The sequence below is a fragment of the Virgibacillus dakarensis genome, assembly GCF_900155625.1.
Classification (GTDB): domain Bacteria; phylum Bacillota; class Bacilli; order Bacillales; family Amphibacillaceae; genus Lentibacillus_C; species Lentibacillus_C populi.
In genome coordinates, this window is record NZ_LT732554.1 from 2,369,196 (window position 1) to 2,388,122 (window position 18,927).

18 protein-coding genes are annotated in these 18,927 nt (G+C 35.8%); 9 read left to right on the forward strand and 9 right to left on the reverse strand.

The genetic code is table 11. From position 1 onward, the window contains the following. The first annotated feature begins 59 nt into the window (after positions 1 to 59). From CZ382_RS20840 to CZ382_RS20850, 3 genes are all read left to right on the forward strand, one after another. The gene (locus CZ382_RS20840; protein ID WP_060681775.1) at positions 60 to 776 is read left to right on the forward strand and encodes a response regulator transcription factor; all 717 of its coding nucleotides are present in this window, start codon (positions 60 to 62) and stop codon (positions 774 to 776) included. Beyond that, the gene (locus CZ382_RS20845) at positions 751 to 2,121 is read left to right on the forward strand and encodes a sensor histidine kinase (protein ID WP_060681776.1); all 1,371 of its coding nucleotides are present in this window, start codon (positions 751 to 753) and stop codon (positions 2,119 to 2,121) included. Before CZ382_RS20840 ends, CZ382_RS20845 begins: the two co-directional genes overlap by 26 nt. Before the next feature lie 282 nt (positions 2,122 to 2,403). Further along, on the forward strand, positions 2,404 to 2,793 hold the full coding sequence (locus CZ382_RS20850) for a hypothetical protein (protein WP_088053031.1): 390 nt from the start codon (positions 2,404 to 2,406) through the stop codon (positions 2,791 to 2,793). Here the strand turns inward: CZ382_RS20850 and CZ382_RS20855 are convergent. Then, the gene (locus tag CZ382_RS20855; protein ID WP_088049795.1) at positions 2,788 to 4,398 is read right to left on the reverse strand and encodes an IS1634 family transposase; all 1,611 of its coding nucleotides are present in this window, start codon (positions 4,396 to 4,398) and stop codon (positions 2,788 to 2,790) included. The two genes, CZ382_RS20850 and CZ382_RS20855, sit on opposite strands and share 6 nt — an antisense overlap. Before the next feature lie 138 nt (positions 4,399 to 4,536). On the opposite strand from CZ382_RS20855, the gene CZ382_RS20860 reads away from it, so the two are divergent. Together CZ382_RS20860 and CZ382_RS20865 are read left to right on the forward strand one after the other, a co-directional pair. Next, positions 4,537 to 4,725: a hypothetical protein gene (locus CZ382_RS20860; protein ID WP_088053032.1), complete on the forward strand. Its 189-nt coding sequence runs from the start codon at positions 4,537 to 4,539 to the stop codon at positions 4,723 to 4,725. A 61-nt stretch (positions 4,726 to 4,786) separates the two neighbouring features. After that, positions 4,787 to 5,311, forward strand: coding sequence for a spore coat protein (locus tag CZ382_RS20865; RefSeq protein ID WP_060681779.1), 525 nt, complete (start codon positions 4,787 to 4,789; stop codon positions 5,309 to 5,311). A gap of 69 nt (positions 5,312 to 5,380) precedes the next feature. Here CZ382_RS20865 and CZ382_RS20870 read toward each other — a convergent pair whose 3' ends face one another. Continuing rightward, on the reverse strand, positions 5,381 to 5,710 hold the full coding sequence (locus tag CZ382_RS20870) for a four-helix bundle copper-binding protein (protein ID WP_060681780.1): 330 nt from the start codon (positions 5,708 to 5,710) through the stop codon (positions 5,381 to 5,383). A 237-nt stretch (positions 5,711 to 5,947) separates the two neighbouring features. Here CZ382_RS20870 and CZ382_RS20875 point away from each other — a divergent pair, with 237 nt between their 5' ends. Further along, a complete protein-coding gene (locus CZ382_RS20875; protein ID WP_088049795.1) occupies positions 5,948 to 7,558 on the forward strand; it encodes an IS1634 family transposase in 1,611 nt (536 codons plus the stop codon). Between the two features lie 248 nt (positions 7,559 to 7,806). Here CZ382_RS20875 and CZ382_RS20880 read toward each other — a convergent pair whose 3' ends face one another. The 7 genes from CZ382_RS20880 to CZ382_RS20910 form a co-directional block, all read right to left on the reverse strand. Continuing rightward, a complete protein-coding gene (locus tag CZ382_RS20880) occupies positions 7,807 to 8,334 on the reverse strand; it encodes a CueP family metal-binding protein (protein ID WP_088053033.1) in 528 nt (175 codons plus the stop codon). Positions 8,335 to 8,497: 163 nt separating this feature from the next. Further along, positions 8,498 to 9,202, reverse strand: a complete 705-nt coding sequence (locus CZ382_RS20885) for a cytochrome c biogenesis CcdA family protein (protein WP_088053034.1) — start codon at positions 9,200 to 9,202, stop codon at positions 8,498 to 8,500. Positions 9,203 to 9,235: 33 nt separating this feature from the next. Next, complete coding sequence (gene resA / locus CZ382_RS20890; protein ID WP_060681783.1) at positions 9,236 to 9,811, reverse strand: thiol-disulfide oxidoreductase ResA; 576 nt, start codon at positions 9,809 to 9,811, stop codon at positions 9,236 to 9,238. 184 nt (positions 9,812 to 9,995) lie between these two features. Next, entirely contained in the window at positions 9,996 to 12,158 is a 2,163-nt protein-coding gene (locus CZ382_RS20895; RefSeq protein ID WP_060681784.1) for a copper-translocating P-type ATPase, read from the reverse strand. Between the two features lie 188 nt (positions 12,159 to 12,346). Next, the gene (locus tag CZ382_RS20900; protein WP_060681785.1) at positions 12,347 to 13,027 is read right to left on the reverse strand and encodes a response regulator transcription factor; all 681 of its coding nucleotides are present in this window, start codon (positions 13,025 to 13,027) and stop codon (positions 12,347 to 12,349) included. After that, a complete protein-coding gene (locus tag CZ382_RS20905) occupies positions 13,020 to 14,408 on the reverse strand; it encodes a sensor histidine kinase (RefSeq protein WP_060681786.1) in 1,389 nt (462 codons plus the stop codon). The genes CZ382_RS20900 and CZ382_RS20905 overlap by 8 nt, the downstream gene beginning before the upstream one ends. A 12-nt stretch (positions 14,409 to 14,420) precedes the next feature. Continuing rightward, positions 14,421 to 15,146 (reverse strand): cytochrome c biogenesis CcdA family protein, encoded by a 726-nt coding sequence (locus CZ382_RS20910; protein WP_060681787.1) that lies wholly within the window; start codon positions 15,144 to 15,146, stop codon positions 14,421 to 14,423. 302 nt (positions 15,147 to 15,448) lie between these two features. Between CZ382_RS20910 and CZ382_RS20915 the strand changes: the two genes are divergently transcribed. From CZ382_RS20915 to CZ382_RS20925, 3 genes are all read left to right on the forward strand, one after another. Continuing rightward, complete coding sequence (locus CZ382_RS20915; RefSeq protein WP_060681788.1) at positions 15,449 to 16,057, forward strand: NAD(P)/FAD-dependent oxidoreductase; 609 nt, start codon at positions 15,449 to 15,451, stop codon at positions 16,055 to 16,057. Positions 16,058 to 16,222: 165 nt separating this feature from the next. Then, positions 16,223 to 16,528 carry a metal-sensing transcriptional repressor gene (locus tag CZ382_RS20920; RefSeq protein WP_060681789.1) on the forward strand — a complete coding sequence of 102 codons (306 nt, stop codon included), beginning with the start codon at positions 16,223 to 16,225 and terminating at the stop codon, positions 16,526 to 16,528. Between the two features lie 13 nt (positions 16,529 to 16,541). Further along, on the forward strand, positions 16,542 to 18,926 hold the full coding sequence (locus CZ382_RS20925; RefSeq protein WP_060681790.1) for a heavy metal translocating P-type ATPase: 2,385 nt from the start codon (positions 16,542 to 16,544) through the stop codon (positions 18,924 to 18,926). The last annotated feature ends 1 nt before the right edge of the window (position 18,927 follow it).

The window sequence follows — 18,927 nt, forward strand, 5'->3', positions numbered from 1 at the left end:
TTGTGAAGATTATCATTTTCATTTTAATTGATGATACTATATGAAAGAGGTGGTTTAACATGACTAAAATTCTTATTGTTGACGATGAAGATATGATTCTTGAAGTGTTAGAAGCTTATTTTGAAAAAGAGGGATGGGAAACCATTCTTGCCTCTAATGGAATAGAAGCATTAAAAAAAATAAAAGAAAATAATCCGGATATTATTATTTTAGATCTTATGCTACCAGATATATCAGGTGAAGAGATATGTAGATTAACGAGAAATGAAAGTGATGTTCCTATCATTATGTTAACAGCAAAATCGACAGAAGACGATTTAATTAACGGAATCGTTATTGGGGCGGATGACTATGTTACAAAGCCTTTTAGTCCAAGAGAAGTCGTAATAAGGGCTAAGGCTATTTTACGTAGGTTAAAAAGAATAAATAGTGGAAACCATTTATCGTTCAATGAAGGAAAGCTAACAATAGATCTTTTAAAGAAGGAAATTACATTGAATAATCAGATCATCCCACTAACTCCTATTGAGTATAAGCTTTTAATAGCTATGGCAAGCTACCCCGGGCGAGTTTACAGTCGTTTGGATTTACTGGAAAAGATTCAGGATGATGGAACTTATTTTGAAGGATATGAACGAAGTGTTGATACGCATATAAAAAACCTTCGGAAAAAGATTGAAACAGATTCTCGTCACCCAGAATATATTTTAACTGTTTTTGGGATGGGATATAGGTTTGGAGGAACATCTGATGCGTCGATTGACACTTCGTTCTAAAATCCTGTTTTACCTATTAGTTGTGTCACTTTGTGGTATTTTTCTTACTAGTTTCTCTATATTATGGGGGTTTGAAGATCAATTCAACGAATATTTACAAAATAATAGAGAGCAAAGCAGTAAACTTATAGAAAATGAAGCAATTAATTCTTATAAAGAAACAGGGGAACTTATTGATAACCAACTAACAAATTTAATGCATCAACAAGCTATGACGGATAATTTATTTTATAGAATTTCTGATGAAGACGGACAAATAATAGCTGATACAACGATGATGCTTGGAATGATGGATAGCATGGGGATGCATTCGGAAACCGATATGAAAACGGAATACCAGACACATTCTTATGATTTAACATTTGATGAAAGACATATAGGCAATATGGAAGTTTATTACCCAGAGGAAATGATAGGGGAAGACATTGCTTTTTTAAATACAATTAAATCGAATATTTATCTTGCTATTATTGTTACAGTTGTTTTAGCGTTCGTGTTTAGCCTATTGTTTTCTAAGCGCCTAACAACTGGGTTTCGAAAATTATCAAAAGCTATTCAAGAATTACAAGACCATAAATGGCGAACGCGTGTACCAGTTAAGGAATTGTCAAATGAAATGAAGCCACTTGGTGAATCGTTTAACCGACTTGCTGAATCATTATCAAAAGAAGAGGTGCTTCGTAAACAGTTTACTGCTGATTTTGCTCACGAAATACGAACCCCACTTGCGACACTAAGAAGTCAAATGGAAGCTTTTCAGGATGGGATATTTGAGCCAACGCCAAAAAGGTTGCAGCAAAGTCATGATGAATTGATGCGTTTAGTGCGCCTTGTCGGTGAATTAGAAGAGTTACTTGCCGCTGAAAATCCACAAATAAAGTTGAACAAAACTAATATAGAAGCAGGTGAAATATTACGTTTAATGGAAGGACAATTTTTGTCAGTATTTCAGGATAAAGGTGTTATATTAAACATTCAAAAACCTAAAAGAGAATATTGGTTTAAAGCGGATCGTGATCGTGTTGCACAGATTTTGACGAATATAATAAATAACGCTCTTCAATATACCCCAAAAGGAAAAAAGGTATCGATAAAGCTAGAGGGTTCTACTGATTATATAGGTTTCCTTGTGAAAGATGAAGGGATTGGAATTGCTGAGGAAGACATTCCTTATCTTTATGAAAGGTTTTATCGTGGGGATAAATCCAGAGATAGGAAATCAGGTGGAATAGGTATTGGATTGTCCATTGTGAAGGCATTAGTAGATGCACATCAAGGGAAAATTCAGATAGATAGTAGATTAAATATTGGAACGAAGGTTTCTATTCTTTTTCCAAAGCATTGAAGGAATGTATGTTTAATGTGATTTATTTGAAGTATTTACCAAACTATAAGACCCTAGTAACGCTCTAAGTTGAAAACTTGGAGCGTTTTTCGCTAAGTAAATATTATTATCTTAACTAAGCATAAGGAATATCTAAACTCATTAATAATGAAATTACAGTTTTATGCAGTTAACTCTTTTATGTTTATTTTTAAATACATAAACCTCCTATGGGTATATCATAATGCATGTTAACAGTGAATACAATAAAAGTGTGGACAAACTAAGATTGGGGTTGAAATAATGTCAATTTCATTATTTTTTATACTTTTGTTGTGTGCCACCCAAGTTATAACAACCATTATATATGTAGCGTATTACCGAAATTGGGTAACTAAAATGAATGGAATGTTGATTTCCATGTCATTAGGGATGTCGGCAGGAATTCTAATGGGAACTATTTTAGGAGTCATCTATCATGGTGATTTATTTAAATCAACCATTTACGCTATATTGATTGGATTGGTTGTTGGTTTTTTAGCAGGATTACCTATAGGTCTTCCTGCTGTCATTGATGGCATACTTTCTGGACTAATGGGGGGGATGATGGGAGCCATGCTTGGAGATATGGTAGCAATGACTAGGCCGAATGCAATCATTAATATTATAGCCTGGATTCCCGCGTACTCATAACGAGGTAGGCGGGGTAACATCTAGACTCCTATAAATGTCCTTTTGTTTGCTGAGAAGTTCACCAACACGCAGTTTTTTGCCGGAGGTTTCAAAGCATTCAATAACATCCAGTTGATCCAAGGCGCCCTGTAACGTATATTTTTTGAATAAATCCGTGTCCTGCATTTGCTTTTTGATATAAGAAAGATAGATAAGTGCGACAAACTCCACAAAAAGCTTCCCGTCGAGACTTTTTTCTGCTGACACCAGTGTGCGGCGCATGTTCAATCGCTCCTTCAGATTCCCAAACGCTTTTTCGACGACATCCTTATTGCGGTAAATCTCCAGCGCAGTGGTGGCGTCCATGGTTTCATTAGTCATTAGCGCAAAGAATCCAAAATAGCGTTTGGCCTTGTTGACAGCCTCGGTGTTGATAGTAACTTTTGTCCCTCGTTTCGGTGTAGTTTTTGTCTCAAAGTACTTTTGATACAGCTTTTCATGTTCCTGTTGCCTTTTCCCTGATTCCAATTCCTGACGCAGAGCGATTAGCTTGCGGTCGAACGCTTTTTCGTCCTCTGCAGCTCTGTCAATATTGTAATAAAAGTGAATGTACATACGCTTGGACTGTGTCAGGGTGTCCCCCTTATACGGACGGTGTTGCGTATAATCCCACGTTGTCCGAACCGTGCGGCCATACAACTCGTATTTCTCACTGTAGTGATCAAAAGATCGAAAATCGTCATAGATGTTATCCAATTCTTTCCGGATAAAAACAAGCGACACTTTAACGGCGACCAGGAACTTCACGTGGTTTTTCAGTAATGCGTTAATATTTTCTTTACTATAGAAGCCCCTATCCATGACCATCTTCACTTTGGAGAAACCAAGAACATCCAAATCGGCAAGCAGGTTCCCGACGGTTTTGGAATCTGGGATATTACCAGCCAGTTTGCGGTAATAAAATGGCAGGTTGGACGTTTCGCCGAAGACCAGCGCCAGATTTAGCTGAGGCAGTGGATCATTTTCTTTATTCCAGCCGTATTGTACCTGTCTCAGGAGTTCAGACTGGCTGGATATGGTGGTGGTATCATAGGCCCAAAACTCCTTTTCCGTCCGCCGTTTTCCCTGGAGTCGAAAGAACTTATTTTTTGCATCTTCGGTGATGGATGCGAACAGATCGCTACTTCGCTGGGACGTGATGTTTTCACCGTAAGGATGTTTATGTATGAGGCTCCATTTTTCAAAACGATAAAGAGGAGTGCTGTCCTCTAAGATCAGATAGTATGCAATAGAAAGAATCTGGCGATACGTATCGGGAAAACACGCTTTCAGGTCTTCCGTAATGCCGGTACTCGCACCGATCTCATCCAGGAGATACGTGGCACCGTAAAAATAACGTGCGGTTTGCACAGAGGGAACAGGATCTCCCTTTGTCACGGCAAACCCCTCTTTCTTTTTGCGCCCCCTGCCGTCTGTCGGAACAATTTCTCCAGTTTTACTGTCTACCCGTCCGATTAAGGTCCTTTTAGACCGGGATTGTTGCTTGTCCTTGTCCCAGTAAGAAATGGATTCATACGCATAAGTGATCCCTGAACGCTTATCCTTTTGAAAGACGATAGCAGCCATTTTTGCCACCTCCTCGTTATGTATATTGTAACACATAACGAGTATAGAAACAATAAAAAAGGGGCATAAAGCCCGGTATTTTCATGTTTTTAGACGATTCATCGTTATGTAATGGCGGGAATCCAGGTTATAGCTGTGATGATAACAATGATTTTGTTACTTGTTTTATATACAGCAGAAGAATCCATACGTAAACAAGCCAACCAACAAATTCTTTCCTTTTTTAAATATCCATTCTTAATGATTTTTACCATTGCAATATTGTTTTTGGTATTGAATTACATTGGTCCACTCGATTTTCCCTTTTTAGATAAAAGTGGGCATTAATAACAGATTTTCATTAAACAGCATATATTAAAGGGAATTTATTTAATGAAAGGTGAGTTATATGTCAACTTTACCATCCGTAGACCTTGGCTTAATGGCAGAACATTTGTCTACACACGAGGGAATGATTAATAAATTAAAAGTCTATCATATTAACACTACAAATTCAGATTTGAAAAGTATTATTGCTCTCCAGATAAATGTAATGATGTCGCATGTTAGGGTAATGTTATCTTTAATTAATCCTGATAATAATGAGTATGTTGAAGTTCCGGATTTAGATATGTATGATGTAAGCAACCGAAGAGTAGAAGGTACAGGGGTTAATAAATACAACGATAAATGGATTGCATTAGAAGCACGTGCTGGAGCCAAATTGATGTCAAATGAAAATTATACTTCTGCTTTATTAATGAAAGATAGAAATGTTAGAAATGCGCATGTGGAAATGGCTTTGCAACAGTTAGAAATTCAAAAAAGATATTCTGATTTTATCAACCGTATGGGTTGGTCATTTGTCCCCAAAGCAGACACTGAGGAACAAATAAAAACCTATCAACATTTTCAACACTTGTTAAATAATTAAATATAGAAAAAGTCTTAATCATAACTTTAAACTAATAAAAACGGTGACGCAAGTTCACCGTTTTTATATTTAAGATGCCATTGTTCGGCAAATGTCTGCACATTTAAAACAGGACTCTGCACACTTTTGGCAGTGATGAGCATGGTTATGTTGTTCACACGTTTTTCCACATGCTTCACAAACTTCAGCACAAAGCTTACAAATCTGCTTAGCAAAAGGGCTATCCGATTGCATTGCTTTTGCTGCTAATGCGCAAATGTCTGCACATTCTCTATTATAGCGGATACAGTCAGCCATCATTTTTACATTCTCTTCTTTTAAACAAGCATCATAACACCCATTACAAGCTTCCATACATTCTAAACAAGCTTTAATACACTCTTCATAAGACACGGCCATCTGAAAATTCCCCTTTGCTTCAAGATTAAATACAAATTTTACTATTCCCTTGACATTGTATTTTATCCAACAAGGCTGCTTCAATATTAGTGTGAATTTTTATTTTCCATCCTGGATTCCCGCCATTACATAACGATGAATCGTCTAAAAACATGAAAATACCGGGCTTTATGCCCCTTTTTTATTGTTTCTATACTCGTTATGTGTTACAATATACATAACGAGGAGGTGGCAAAAATGGCTGCTATCGTCTTTCAAAAGGATAAGCGTTCAGGGATCACTTATGCGTATGAATCCATTTCTTACTGGGACAAGGACAAGCAACAATCCCGGTCTAAAAGGACCTTAATCGGACGGGTAGACAGTAAAACTGGAGAAATTGTTCCGACAGACGGCAGGGGGCGCAAAAAGAAAGAGGGGTTTGCCGTGACAAAGGGAGATCCTGTTCCCTCTGTGCAAACCGCACGTTATTTTTACGGTGCCACGTATCTCCTGGATGAGATCGGTGCGAGTACCGGCATTACGGAAGACCTGAAAGCGTGTTTTCCCGATACGTATCGCCAGATTCTTTCTATTGCATACTATCTGATCTTAGAGGACAGCACTCCTCTTTATCGTTTTGAAAAATGGAGCCTCATACATAAACATCCTTACGGTGAAAACATCACGTCCCAGCGAAGTAGCGATCTGTTCGCATCCATCACCGAAGATGCAAAAAATAAGTTCTTTCGACTCCAGGGAAAACGGCGGACGGAAAAGGAGTTTTGGGCCTATGATACCACCACCATATCCAGCCAGTCTGAACTCCTGAGACAGGTACAATACGGCTGGAATAAAGAAAATGATCCACTGCCTCAGCTAAATCTGGCGCTGGTCTTCGGCGAAACGTCCAACCTGCCATTTTATTACCGCAAACTGGCTGGTAATATCCCAGATTCCAAAACCGTCGGGAACCTGCTTGCCGATTTGGATGTTCTTGGTTTCTCCAAAGTGAAGATGGTCATGGATAGGGGCTTCTATAGTAAAGAAAATATTAACGCATTACTGAAAAACCACGTGAAGTTCCTGGTCGCCGTTAAAGTGTCGCTTGTTTTTATCCGGAAAGAATTGGATAACATCTATGACGATTTTCGATCTTTTGATCACTACAGTGAGAAATACGAGTTGTATGGCCGCACGGTTCGGACAACGTGGGATTATACGCAACACCGTCCGTATAAGGGGGACACCCTGACACAGTCCAAGCGTATGTACATTCACTTTTATTACAATATTGACAGAGCTGCAGAGGACGAAAAAGCGTTCGACCGCAAGCTAATCGCTCTGCGTCAGGAATTGGAATCAGGGAAAAGGCAACAGGAACATGAAAAGCTGTATCAAAAGTACTTTGAGACAAAAACTACACCGAAACGAGGGACAAAAGTTACTATCAACACCGAGGCTGTCAACAAGGCCAAACGCTATTTTGGATTCTTTGCGCTAATGACTAATGAAACCATGGACGCCACCACTGCGCTGGAGATTTACCGCAATAAGGATGTCGTCGAAAAAGCGTTTGGGAATCTGAAGGAGCGATTGAACATGCGCCGCACACTGGTGTCAGCAGAAAAAAGTCTCGACGGGAAGCTTTTTGTGGAGTTTGTCGCACTTATCTATCTTTCTTATATCAAAAAGCAAATGCAGGACACGGATTTATTCAAAAAATATACGTTACAGGGCGCCTTGGATCAACTGGATGTTATTGAATGCTTTGAAACCTCCGGCAAAAAACTGCGTGTTGGTGAACTTCTCAGCAAACAAAAGGACATTTATAGGAGTCTAGATGTTACCCCGCCTACCTCGTTATGAGTACGCGGGAATCCAGGTTCCATATTATTATCAGGTATTAATCTAATTCAGTTCGTTTACAGTCAGTGGTAACGAGGATAAAAGGGAGCCAAAAAATTTCTAAATAGTAAAATTAAGCAAAAAAGAATCGAGTGCTTTATCTTTGATAACACTCGATTCTAATGGGAATATTATAAAACTATATAATTTTTTTCTATTACCCTTTATTTTGTATTTTTTAATTTAAAAGATATCACGGGGAAATACGACTAGATTAATTGCATTGTTGTTATACAAGTATTATCACCTTCAAAAGTGGAAATCTCAGATTGAGTTGTCTTTCCATCGTATTGAATCGTCACGTTGTATGTTTTGTCACGTGGTAACCAAAAATCAATAAATCCATTCTTTAATGATGTCATGGTTTCATCCACAACTACATTACCTTCTTCATCTTCAATATAAACATCAAATTCTTTTTCCACTAATTCTCCTTGGCAACCTGTTAAGCTGTGATTGGTACAAGGGTGGGTTGTTTCAACAAATGGTGCGATGGAAACAAAAAATTCATCTTCGGGAAGATCGTAGGTAGTCTCTTTATCATTACTATCAGTTACAATAAGCTCTTCTGAAGTAATAGAAGCAGGCACATCATCGGAATCCCCAACACTGTAGTCTTGGACCATTTTCTTGATATCTTGTGGTTCTTTTTCATTTGATGTACTTTCGCCTTCACTACAAGCAGCAACTATTAAAATAAGTAATAATCCAATTACTGCCAATAATCCTTTTTTCATATTTTGTTCGACTCCTTTTTCATCCAATTTGTTAAATCTTAATATATACTACCATGTAAAACGAACGATATTCTACATTGTAACAATTTCTACAAGACAAATTATAATGCTCAAATATGCATTATTCGTGCAGATGTAATAGATAAATTATGGAAAATATATTTTAAAATCCATAAAAACCAAACCATCCAGCTAAGAAGGAAGTTAATTTTGTCAACCAATCAAAGAATAGTGCTACTCCCATGAAAATCATAATATATCCACCAATTTTAATTAATTTTAGGCTATGTTTTTTAATCCATTTAATTTTACCAATAAACATTGCTAATAATAGAAATGGAATCGAAAAACCTAAAACATAACTAATCATCATAATCATACCAACATCAGGATTTGTTGCAGCTAATGATAACACAATAGCTAGTATTGGACCGGTACAAGGAGTCCATCCCAAAGAGAATGCCATTCCTATGATGAAAGAACCAACATAACCGCCGGGACGATTTTTGAATGTGATTTTTTTATTCTTCATTAGAAATTTAAAATTAAAAATTCCAACAATCACTAGTCCAAAGAAAATGATTAAAATAGCACCAATTTGTCTAATCGCATCTTGGTAGGTTAATAAGAATTCCGATATATAAGAGGTGGTAAAACCAATCATAATAAAAATGCTTGAGAACCCTAGTAAAAATAGAACGGTATGTAAAAGAGCCTTTTTATTCATTTTTTTATTTTCTTCATTTATCTCACTTACGCTCATTCCGGTAATATAAGATAAAAATGCCGGATATAATGGTAATACACACGGTGAGATAAAAGAAAGGAAACCAGCACCAAAAGCTAGAAATATATTTATTTCATTCAAAGATTTTATCCCCCTTTTTAAAAAAATTGCGGTCTATTGTTTTGGTAATATTTCTTTAAAGTAACTCTCCAAACTTTCTAATGATAAGGCCCCATTTACAATTCTCTGAATTTTTCCATCCGGATTAATGAATATGGAACTTGGAATTGGTCCTATTTTGTATAAATCCCTGACTTCTCCTGTTTTATCATGGGGAATTGGAAAAGTTAGATCATATTTATCAATAAATCGATCTACAACCAATTCCGTATTATCTAAACTAACTGCAATTATTTCAATTCCTTTTTCTTTATATACGGGATAAAGTTCTTGCATGTAAGGCATTTCTTCCTCACATGGTTTACACCAAGTACCCCAAAAGTTTAGCATAATTCCTTTTCCTTTAAAATCACTTAGTCGTATAGATTCTAATTCATTATTTTTATTAATTTGTTTTAATTCAAAGTCAGGTGCTTCATCTCCGACTTGATAAATGGTTTTATCCGCTTGTATATTGGACACTAATGCAAATATAATAGCTCCAACCATTACAATTAATATAGAAGTTCTAAAAATTAATCGATTTTTCCTTTTATTTTTCTTCTTCTTTTTCGTTTCCTCCAAACTCATAAGTATGTATCACTCCTTATAGAAATATAGTATAACGGTGGTATTATAAAGACACTCTCTGTTAGATTACGTTACAAGTTTGCAGAAATTAAGCAGATTCTTTGTACTATTTATGAACAGAAATTTACCTACAGAAAAATAAAAGGCTAAGCAATACCATACATGCTTAGCCAATTTATTTCTATTAATCGATTTTTAATAATTGAGCGTTTATTGCACAAATAATGGTACTAAGTGACATAACTGCAGCTCCAACGGCAGGGGTTATGACAAACCCAACATTGTACAATACACCTGCAGCTAAAGGAATAGCAATGATGTTATACCCAGCAGCCCATCCTAAATTTTGAACCATTTTCCTGCGACTTGCCTTAGACAATTTAATGATATTTAAAATGTCTACTGGATTACTGTTAACTAGTATAACATCAGCTGTTTCAATCGCAACGTCTGTACCCGCACCAATAGCAATTCCCAAATCAGCTTCTGCTAAAGCGGGGGCATCATTAATTCCATCTCCAATCATCGCCACTTTTTTTCCGTTTTGTTTTAAATATTTCACATTATTTGATTTCTCATGGGGAAGTACTTCAGCGATGACTTTGGAAATACCCAGTTTTTCTCCTACATAATTTGCTACACGTGTGTTGTCACCAGTCATCATAACCGTCTCTATACCACGGTCATTTAATTCTTTAATAACTTTATAAGAAGATTCACGGATGATATCAGCTAGGGCTATCATTCCTTGTAAGACATTATCTTTAAGGACAAATATGACTGTTTTCCCCTGTAAAGCCAGTTGGTCATAAGTTTTTTCATCAAAAGAAATTTTATTTGCTTTCATAGCACCGGGACTAATAACAGCAATTTCTGCATCACCGATTTTAGCTACTAACCCTTTCCCAGTTAAATTCTGATAATCCTTAACATCAAAGGGTTTCAAATTACGATTATTTCCTTCTTTCACAATTCCTTTAGCAATTGGATGGTCTGATTGTGTTTCAACAGAATATGCTAATTTCAATAATTCTTCTTCACTAATACCCTCGCTTGGATGGATATCTGTAACACCAAAATTACCTTCCGTAAGTGTCCCTGTTTTGTCAAACACCACTCGGTCCACTTTAAATGCACTTTCAAATGCTACTCTATTCCGAATTAACAAGCCATTTTTAGCTGCAATGGAAGTAGATCTAGATGTTACTAGTGGTGTTGCCAAACCAAGGGCATGTGGACAAGCAATAATTAAAACGGTAACCATTCGTTCCAAAGCAAAGTCTAAATCCCCGTTAGTCCACCAAACTGCAAAGGTTATAATCCCTACTACAAGAGCAACATAGAATAACCATTTAGCAGCAATATCCGCAAAGCCTTGGGCCTTTGATTTCGATTTTTCTGCATCGCTTACCAATTTAATAACTTGGGATAGATAGGTGTCATTTCCTGTTTTACTTACCTTAATTTTTAATACACCATCACCATTGACGGAACCACCTATCGCTTCCATTCCGGGCGCTTTTTCAACAGGGACAGATTCTCCAGTAAGCATCGACTCATCGACGGTAGATTCTCCTTCGTAAATTTCACCATCAATTGGAATCTTTTCACCCGATTTAACTAAAATTTGGTCACCCGGTTGTAAATCTTCGACTGTTACCTCAACAATATTTCCGGATTTGTCCAGTTTATGGGCCTCTTTTGGCATTAACTTGATTAGCTCTTCCAATGCCTTTGAAGCACCCATAAGGGATTTCATTTCTATCCAATGTCCTAACAACATAATTACAATAAGAGTAGCTAGTTCAAAGAAGAAATCACTGCCTTTTATAAAGAATGCTGTCAGTGTGCTATATACATAAGCGGCGATGATAGCTAAAGAAATTAACATCATCATTGCAGGAGATTTCTCCTTTAACTCATCCCATGCACCAAGTAAAAATGGTTTTCCACCATAGAAAAAGACAATTGTGGAAAGCAAGAAAAGTAAGAGGGTATCACCTGTGAAATTTACCTCATATCCAAACAGCATTTGAATCATTGGGGATAAGTATAAAATAGGAATTGATAAAACCAGGGATATCCAAAAACGTTTCTTAAAATCTTCTACCATATGTTCGTGATGTCCGCCGTGTCCACCATGATGCCCACTATGTCCATGACTGTGATCGTGATTTTTTTGTTCTCCATGTCCATGTTTGTGATAACCATGCATATCTTCATGTTCATGATTATGATGTTGATGGCTAAGATGTTTTTGTTCCTCATGTTGTTTATGATTATGATGGTCATGTTCTCTATGCTTATTGTGATTGTGTGGATTCCCTTCATTTCCTTTGTTCTTCATTATTACTCCTCCTTTGGTACGGATATTTAGATGAATTTCCTATTATTTTCTGTATTTTTCATCTCTCTATCCATACTATACCATACTATACCCCTGTATAGTATTAATAAGGCTTTGATTTTTGTAAAAGTTTTGTGTCAAAACAAAAGGTCTTTTTTTACATTTGTATTAAAGACCTTTTTTTATACCTATAATGAAGGCTTGTTTATCCATTTGTATCCAATACCCCAAACAGTTATTAAATAATCATCGATTGGAAATCCAGATTGCCGAATTTTATCTCGCATGTTCCGTACATGGGAATCAACTGTTCTTCCTTCTGTGTGTGAATCGTATCCCCAAATTAATTCAATTAATTGTTCTCTAGTAAACACTTGGTTTGGTTTTCTTATAAAATAACCTAGCATGGTAAATTCCTTTGGTGTTAACTTTAATGTATTATTTTTATATGATAACTCAAACTCATCTTCATTCCATAAGAGACCATTTACTTCAATCTTCTTCGCAGGTTTCATTCTACGTAATACCGCTTCTATTCTTGCTAATAGCTCATCTTCGTCAAAGGGTTTCGTTACATAATCATCTGCACCTAATTTTAACCCTTTTACAATATCCTCTTTCTGTTCACGAGCAGTTACCATGATGATAGGGATGTCCGAATCCTTTCTAATTTCTTGGCATAACTCCCAGCCGTTCATTTCAGGCATCATAATATCTATAAGTACTATGTCAAAAGTTTCTTCTTTTAAAAACGATAATGCTTCTTTAGCACTAATAGCTTTTTTACATATATAACTATGTGGTCTCAAATATAACGCTAATAAATCTAGCATTCGTTTTTCATCATCTACTAATAGAGCTTTAACCATTATATTCACCTCTTGTTAAATGAACAATAACTCTTGTACCCTTTCCAAGTTCACTTTCGATTTCAATCGTACCTCCGTGAGATTCTATAATTTCTTTTGCAATAGCTAATCCTAATCCCGTTCCACCGCTTTCTCTGGAACGCGACTTTTCTACACGGTATAACCGTTCAAATAGATAAGGTAACTCCTCTTTTGGAATTCCTTCTCCTTCATCTGAAATAGTTATAGTAATTTCTCTATCATACTGGGTTACCTCTAATGATATAGACTTTCCTTCGGGTGTATGTTTTCTGGCATTATCCAGTATATTTAATAAAACCTGTTGGATCCTATCGGGATCAATATTACCTATGATATCTACTGGGCATGAAGCAAAAAGTGTAATATTTTTTTCTTCCAGTACTGGAGAAATTCGTTCTTCAATCGTTTGGATTAGTTGTCTAAAATTAACATTTTTTCGATTAATTACAAACCTATTTTCATCCATTCTTGCAAGGTCAAATAGATTTTTAACTAGAACCGTCAAATGCTCTGTTTCTTCCCGTATAATATCCAGATATTCTTTTCTTTCTTCATCTGTTATGTCTTGCTTATTTATAATATCCGCATATCCTTTTATATAGGTTAATGGCGTTCTAAGTTCGTGAGAGATACTTGCCAAAAATTCATTTCTGTCATTTTTTAATCGTTCTAGATCACTAGATAGCCTCATGATAGAACCAGCTAATTCTCCTAGTTCATCTTTTCGTTCCTTATGTAATTCCACTTTATTTTTTCCCTTGCTTAGTTGTTCTGTGGCTTCTTTCATTTTCATTAATGGTAACGTAATAAAACGAGAAAGAATAAAGACGGTAAAAATTGTTAGAACAATGGTGATTAATCCAACTATGACAAATTGATCACTCAAATGATTAACCATATTTTTTACAATATTGGTATTAGCAAACATAAAGACATGCCCTTGATGTTCTTCATCAATAGTGATGGGGCTATCAACCGCTATATATTGTTTTTCTGACCAACGCTGTTCTACTACTTTTCCTACACTGGGTATATCCTTATAATCCGTATGAACAATTACTTCAAACATTTCCTTTTCAACAGGATCGGAATTAATGATGATGTTACCATTGGCATCGGTAATAATAACAGCAAATTCCGATTCTGACTCCATGATAGCAACATGCTCCAACGTTGATGAATCAAAGTTATTTTCCAAGACAGCACTATGTGTATTGGCACGAGCTAATAAACTATCCATCACTTCATCAATACGTTCATTTGCTATATTTGTATATAGAATAAAATAAACAAAAACCTCGATAATTAACATGAACACAAAGAATAATAGTCCAATTTTTAAGGATAATTTATTAAACATAATTGACCTCTTTTACCAGTAAGTTAAAGTATCCAAAATACCTATAATAAGAATGATAACTCCTGCAAGTTTCTGCACTAGTGACCCTATTTTTCTGCTTCTCTTTAATATAATGCCACTTGCCCCAAAATACCAAATAAGAAAAATAATTAATAAAAGTGGAAGTGAGGTTCCAATTCCAAATACAGAAGGTAATACAAATCCATATGATGTTTCTAATACAACTGGCATTAAGGTTAGTATAAATAATACAAACATAGTAGGGCAAAATGCTAACGTAAAACTCGCACCCATTAAAAAGCTTCCTAGATAACTATCTTTAAATTTAGTGGGTATTTTAAACGTTTTTCCTGTTTTTCTCCAGCTAAATAACCCTATCATAAATAAACCAACCAGTATAAGTAAAGGCCCAATTGCTTTTCTTAGAATCGGAAACATTTGTGTTAGAGTACTGTGTATTTCCTTCCCAAGTAACCAGACTACTAAACCGATTATTGAAAAAACAACTACCTTACCTAAAACAAATAGAAATACGTGTAACCAAGGGACTTTTTCGACTAATGATCTGTTACCGTAAATAGTCATTGCACTGATATTGCCTGTTAGCTGACAAGGAGCAACGGCGCCAATTAATCCAAGAAAAAATGCAAATAACAGTGGAATGTGTTCATATCCATATGCAATTTGCTGAAGTGGTCCATTTAGCATAATGCCTATTTCATTAAAAAGTTCGAACATATCAACTCACTCACTTTGAATTTAATAGTTTTATCCATTAACTAACATATAAAAAATATGTCCATTTTTTGTGCAGATTTCAGCAAAAATTAATCTAGGGTAATAACAACAATGAGGATAAAGGATCTCTTAATATTGTTTAGGATAAAATTTTGTCCACTTTTTATTACTTTACATACATTAGGGGGGTATAGTATTATATAGTGAAAGGATGATGTTTGCATCAAAATTCTGTTTAATTTGTATATAGATATATTTTATCCATTGTTACCAGAAACATTGAAAATAGGGGAGATAAGAATATGGAGAATAAAATAAAAATCGCTGTGAATGGGGGAATAGGGTTCGGTTCCAAACTCAATTCCAAACAACTTATGACAATTTCAAAATACATGAGTGAGGAAGATGAACTGGAGTTAACTACCTTTCAACAACTCTATATAGAGATTCCAGAGGATAATAAAGACGAAGTAATTAAAGAATTCGAAAGTGTCGGTTTAAAATGTTATCCAGTTGGAAATTACGTAAAGAGCTTGAGAACCTGTAATTTTTGCAAAGGGGAAGAAAGGGAAGGGATGCCAGTGGCAAAAGAAATAAATCGCCGTATAGCAGGAAAACCTGTACCATTTACCCTAAAAGTTGCTTATACAGGTTGTATCATTGGTTGTGGTGAACCAATGTTAAGTGACATAGGTGTAATGAAGTATAAAGATCATTATAATTTATATGTTGGTGGTAAAGCGAAAGGAAAAGATGCTGAGGTAGGTTCTTTACTGAAAGAAAATTTAACACCAGAAGAATTATACGATACAGTGGAAAAAATAATTGCTGTATATGCTGAAATGGGGAAAAAACGGGAGACATTCCATAAATTTTTAAAACGGATAGGTAAAGAACAATTAAAAAGCTAATAATAGACCTTGGATAACAATTTACCATTAGTGGCTATGTAAGAAAATAACTAACATCAAAAAGTGTAAAATATTAAAAGATGTTTTCAAAAGTTAAGTTTCCCCATTGACAAATATACTGTACGGGGGTATAGTAATTGTATAAAAGAAAAGGAAGTGATTCATTTGGAAGAGAGATTCTTACATGATCACCCAAGTAAACCAAGAACGAAAGATGAAATACAGAAAACGATTAATCGTTTGAAACGAATTGAGGGTCAAGTTCGTGGGATACAGAAAATGGTTGAAGATGATCGATATTGTGTAGATATTTTAGTACAAATTAGTGCCATTCAATCAGCACTAAAAAATGTAGGATTTTCTATCACAGAAAGACACATTAACCATTGTGTTAGTGATGCTATTAAACAAGGTGAAGGAAAGGAAACTATTGAGGAATTAATGACTGTCATGAAGCAATTTTCCAAGTAAGGAGGGAATTATTATGAGTGAAACAAATCATACAACACTTGGTGTAACAGGGATGACCTGTGCAGCTTGTTCTAATCGTGTTGAAAAGGTTTTGAATAAAATGGATGGGGTTAAGGCTCAGGTTAATTTAACAACTGAAAAGGCAACGATAGATTATGACCCGGAGAAAACATCTGTTGATGATATAACGAAAAAAATAGAGAATGTTGGGTATGGTGTTCTAACGGAGAAAGCGGACCTAGATGTCTTTGGGATGACTTGTGCGGCTTGCTCTACCCGTATTGAAAAAGTATTGAACAAACAAGATGGAGTAAAACTTGCAACTGTTAACCTAACGACAGAAAGTGCATCGATTGAATATAATCCGGGGTTAATTGATGTAAAATCATTGATTGATAAAATCAAAAATACTGGCTATGATGCTAAACCCAAGGCAGAGGCTAAAGAGAAGCAATCTTATAAAGAAAAACAACTAAAAGATATGAAGACCAAATTAATCGTTTCAGCTATCCTTACTTCACCTTTATTAGTTACGATGCTTGTACATTTATTAGGCATGGGTATACCAGATATCTTCATGAATCCTTGGTTCCAGTTTGCTTTAGCAACACCAGTTCAATTTATTATCGGCTGGCAGTTTTATGTTGGGGCTTATAAGAACTTAAAAAATGGTGGAGCAAACATGGATGTACTTGTTGCTTTAGGTACAAGTGCTGCTTATTTTTATAGTTTATATGAAGCATTCATGACAATTGGAAATCCAGAATATATGCCGCATTTATATTTTGAAACAAGTGCTGTAATAATCACATTAATTTTATTCGGTAAATATTTAGAAGCTAGAGCCAAAAGTCAAACAACAAATGCTTTATCTAAACTACTCAATTTGCAAGCAAAAGAAGCTCGTATAATTCGAGATGGTAAAGAAATAATGATTCCTGCCAGCGATGTAGTTGTTGGTGATCATTTAATTGTAAAACCGGGGGAGAAAATACCTGTAGATGGTATTGTTATCAAGGGAAGAACTTCTGTTGATGAATCTATGCTTACAGGTGAATCAATTCCGATTGAAAAAGATTTAGGAGAACAATTAATTGGTTCTACTATTAATAAAAATGGTTCCATTGAAATGGAAGCAACAAAAGTAGGAAAAGATACAGCATTAGCATCTATTGTTAAGGTTGTTGAAGAAGCTCAAGGATCAAAGGCTCCAATACAACGATTAGCTGACGTTATTTCAGGTTATTTCGTTCCGATAGTCGTCGGTATTGCTATCTTAACCTTTATTATATGGATTACTTTAGTACAACCCGGACAAATGGAATCTGCTTTAGTTGCGTCGATTGCTGTACTTGTTATCGCTTGTCCATGTGCTTTAGGACTCGCAACCCCAACGTCCATTATGGTTGGAACAGGAAAGGCTGCAGAAAGTGGGATTTTATTCAAAGGTGGAGAACACCTAGAGGGTACACATAAATTAGAAGCAATTGTACTTGATAAGACAGGTACAATTACAAAAGGGAAACCGGAAGTAACTGACTTTTCAGGTGATGAGGAAGCATTACAATTATTAGCTAGTGCGGAAAAAGGGTCCGAACATCCACTTGCAGAAGCAATTGTTGCATACGCTACAGAGAATAATATCGACTTTTTGGATGTAGAACATTTCGAGGCAGTACCGGGTCATGGTATTGAAGCAACAATTTCTGGAAAAAACATTCTTGTTGGTAATAGAAAGCTAATGAAAGATCATCAAGTGGATATAGCAGGTTATGAAGAAAAATTGGTGCAATATGAAATAGATGGTAAAACAGCAATGTTAATTGCCATTGATGGTGAGTACCGGGGAACAGTTGCTGTTGCAGATACTATAAAAGAAACGGCTCCAGAAGCTATTAAGCAATTGCAAGATTTAGGAATAGAAGTGTTTATGCTAACAGGTGATAATGAACGAACAGCCAAAGCAATAGCAAAACAAGTTGGAATTGATCAGGTAATCGCTGAAGTATTACCTGAAGAAAAAGCAGCTAAAGTAAAAGAAATCCAAGAACAAGGTAAGAAAGTTGCAATGGTTGGAGATGGTGTGAATGATGCACCTGCACTTGTTATAGCGGATATTGGTATTGCCATTGGAACTGGTACAGAAGTGGCTATTGAAGCTGCTGACGTAACGATTCTTGGCGGTGAGCTATTGCTTATACCGAAGGCAATTAAAATCAGTCATGCAACCATTCGAAATATCCGTCAAAATCTTTTCTGGGCTTTCGGCTACAATACGGCTGGAATACCAGTTGCGGCTATTGGATTACTTGCGCCTTGGATTGCTGGTGCAGCAATGGCATTAAGTTCTGTAAGTGTAGTTACTAACTCACTCCGTCTAAAACGAGTGAAGTTATAAA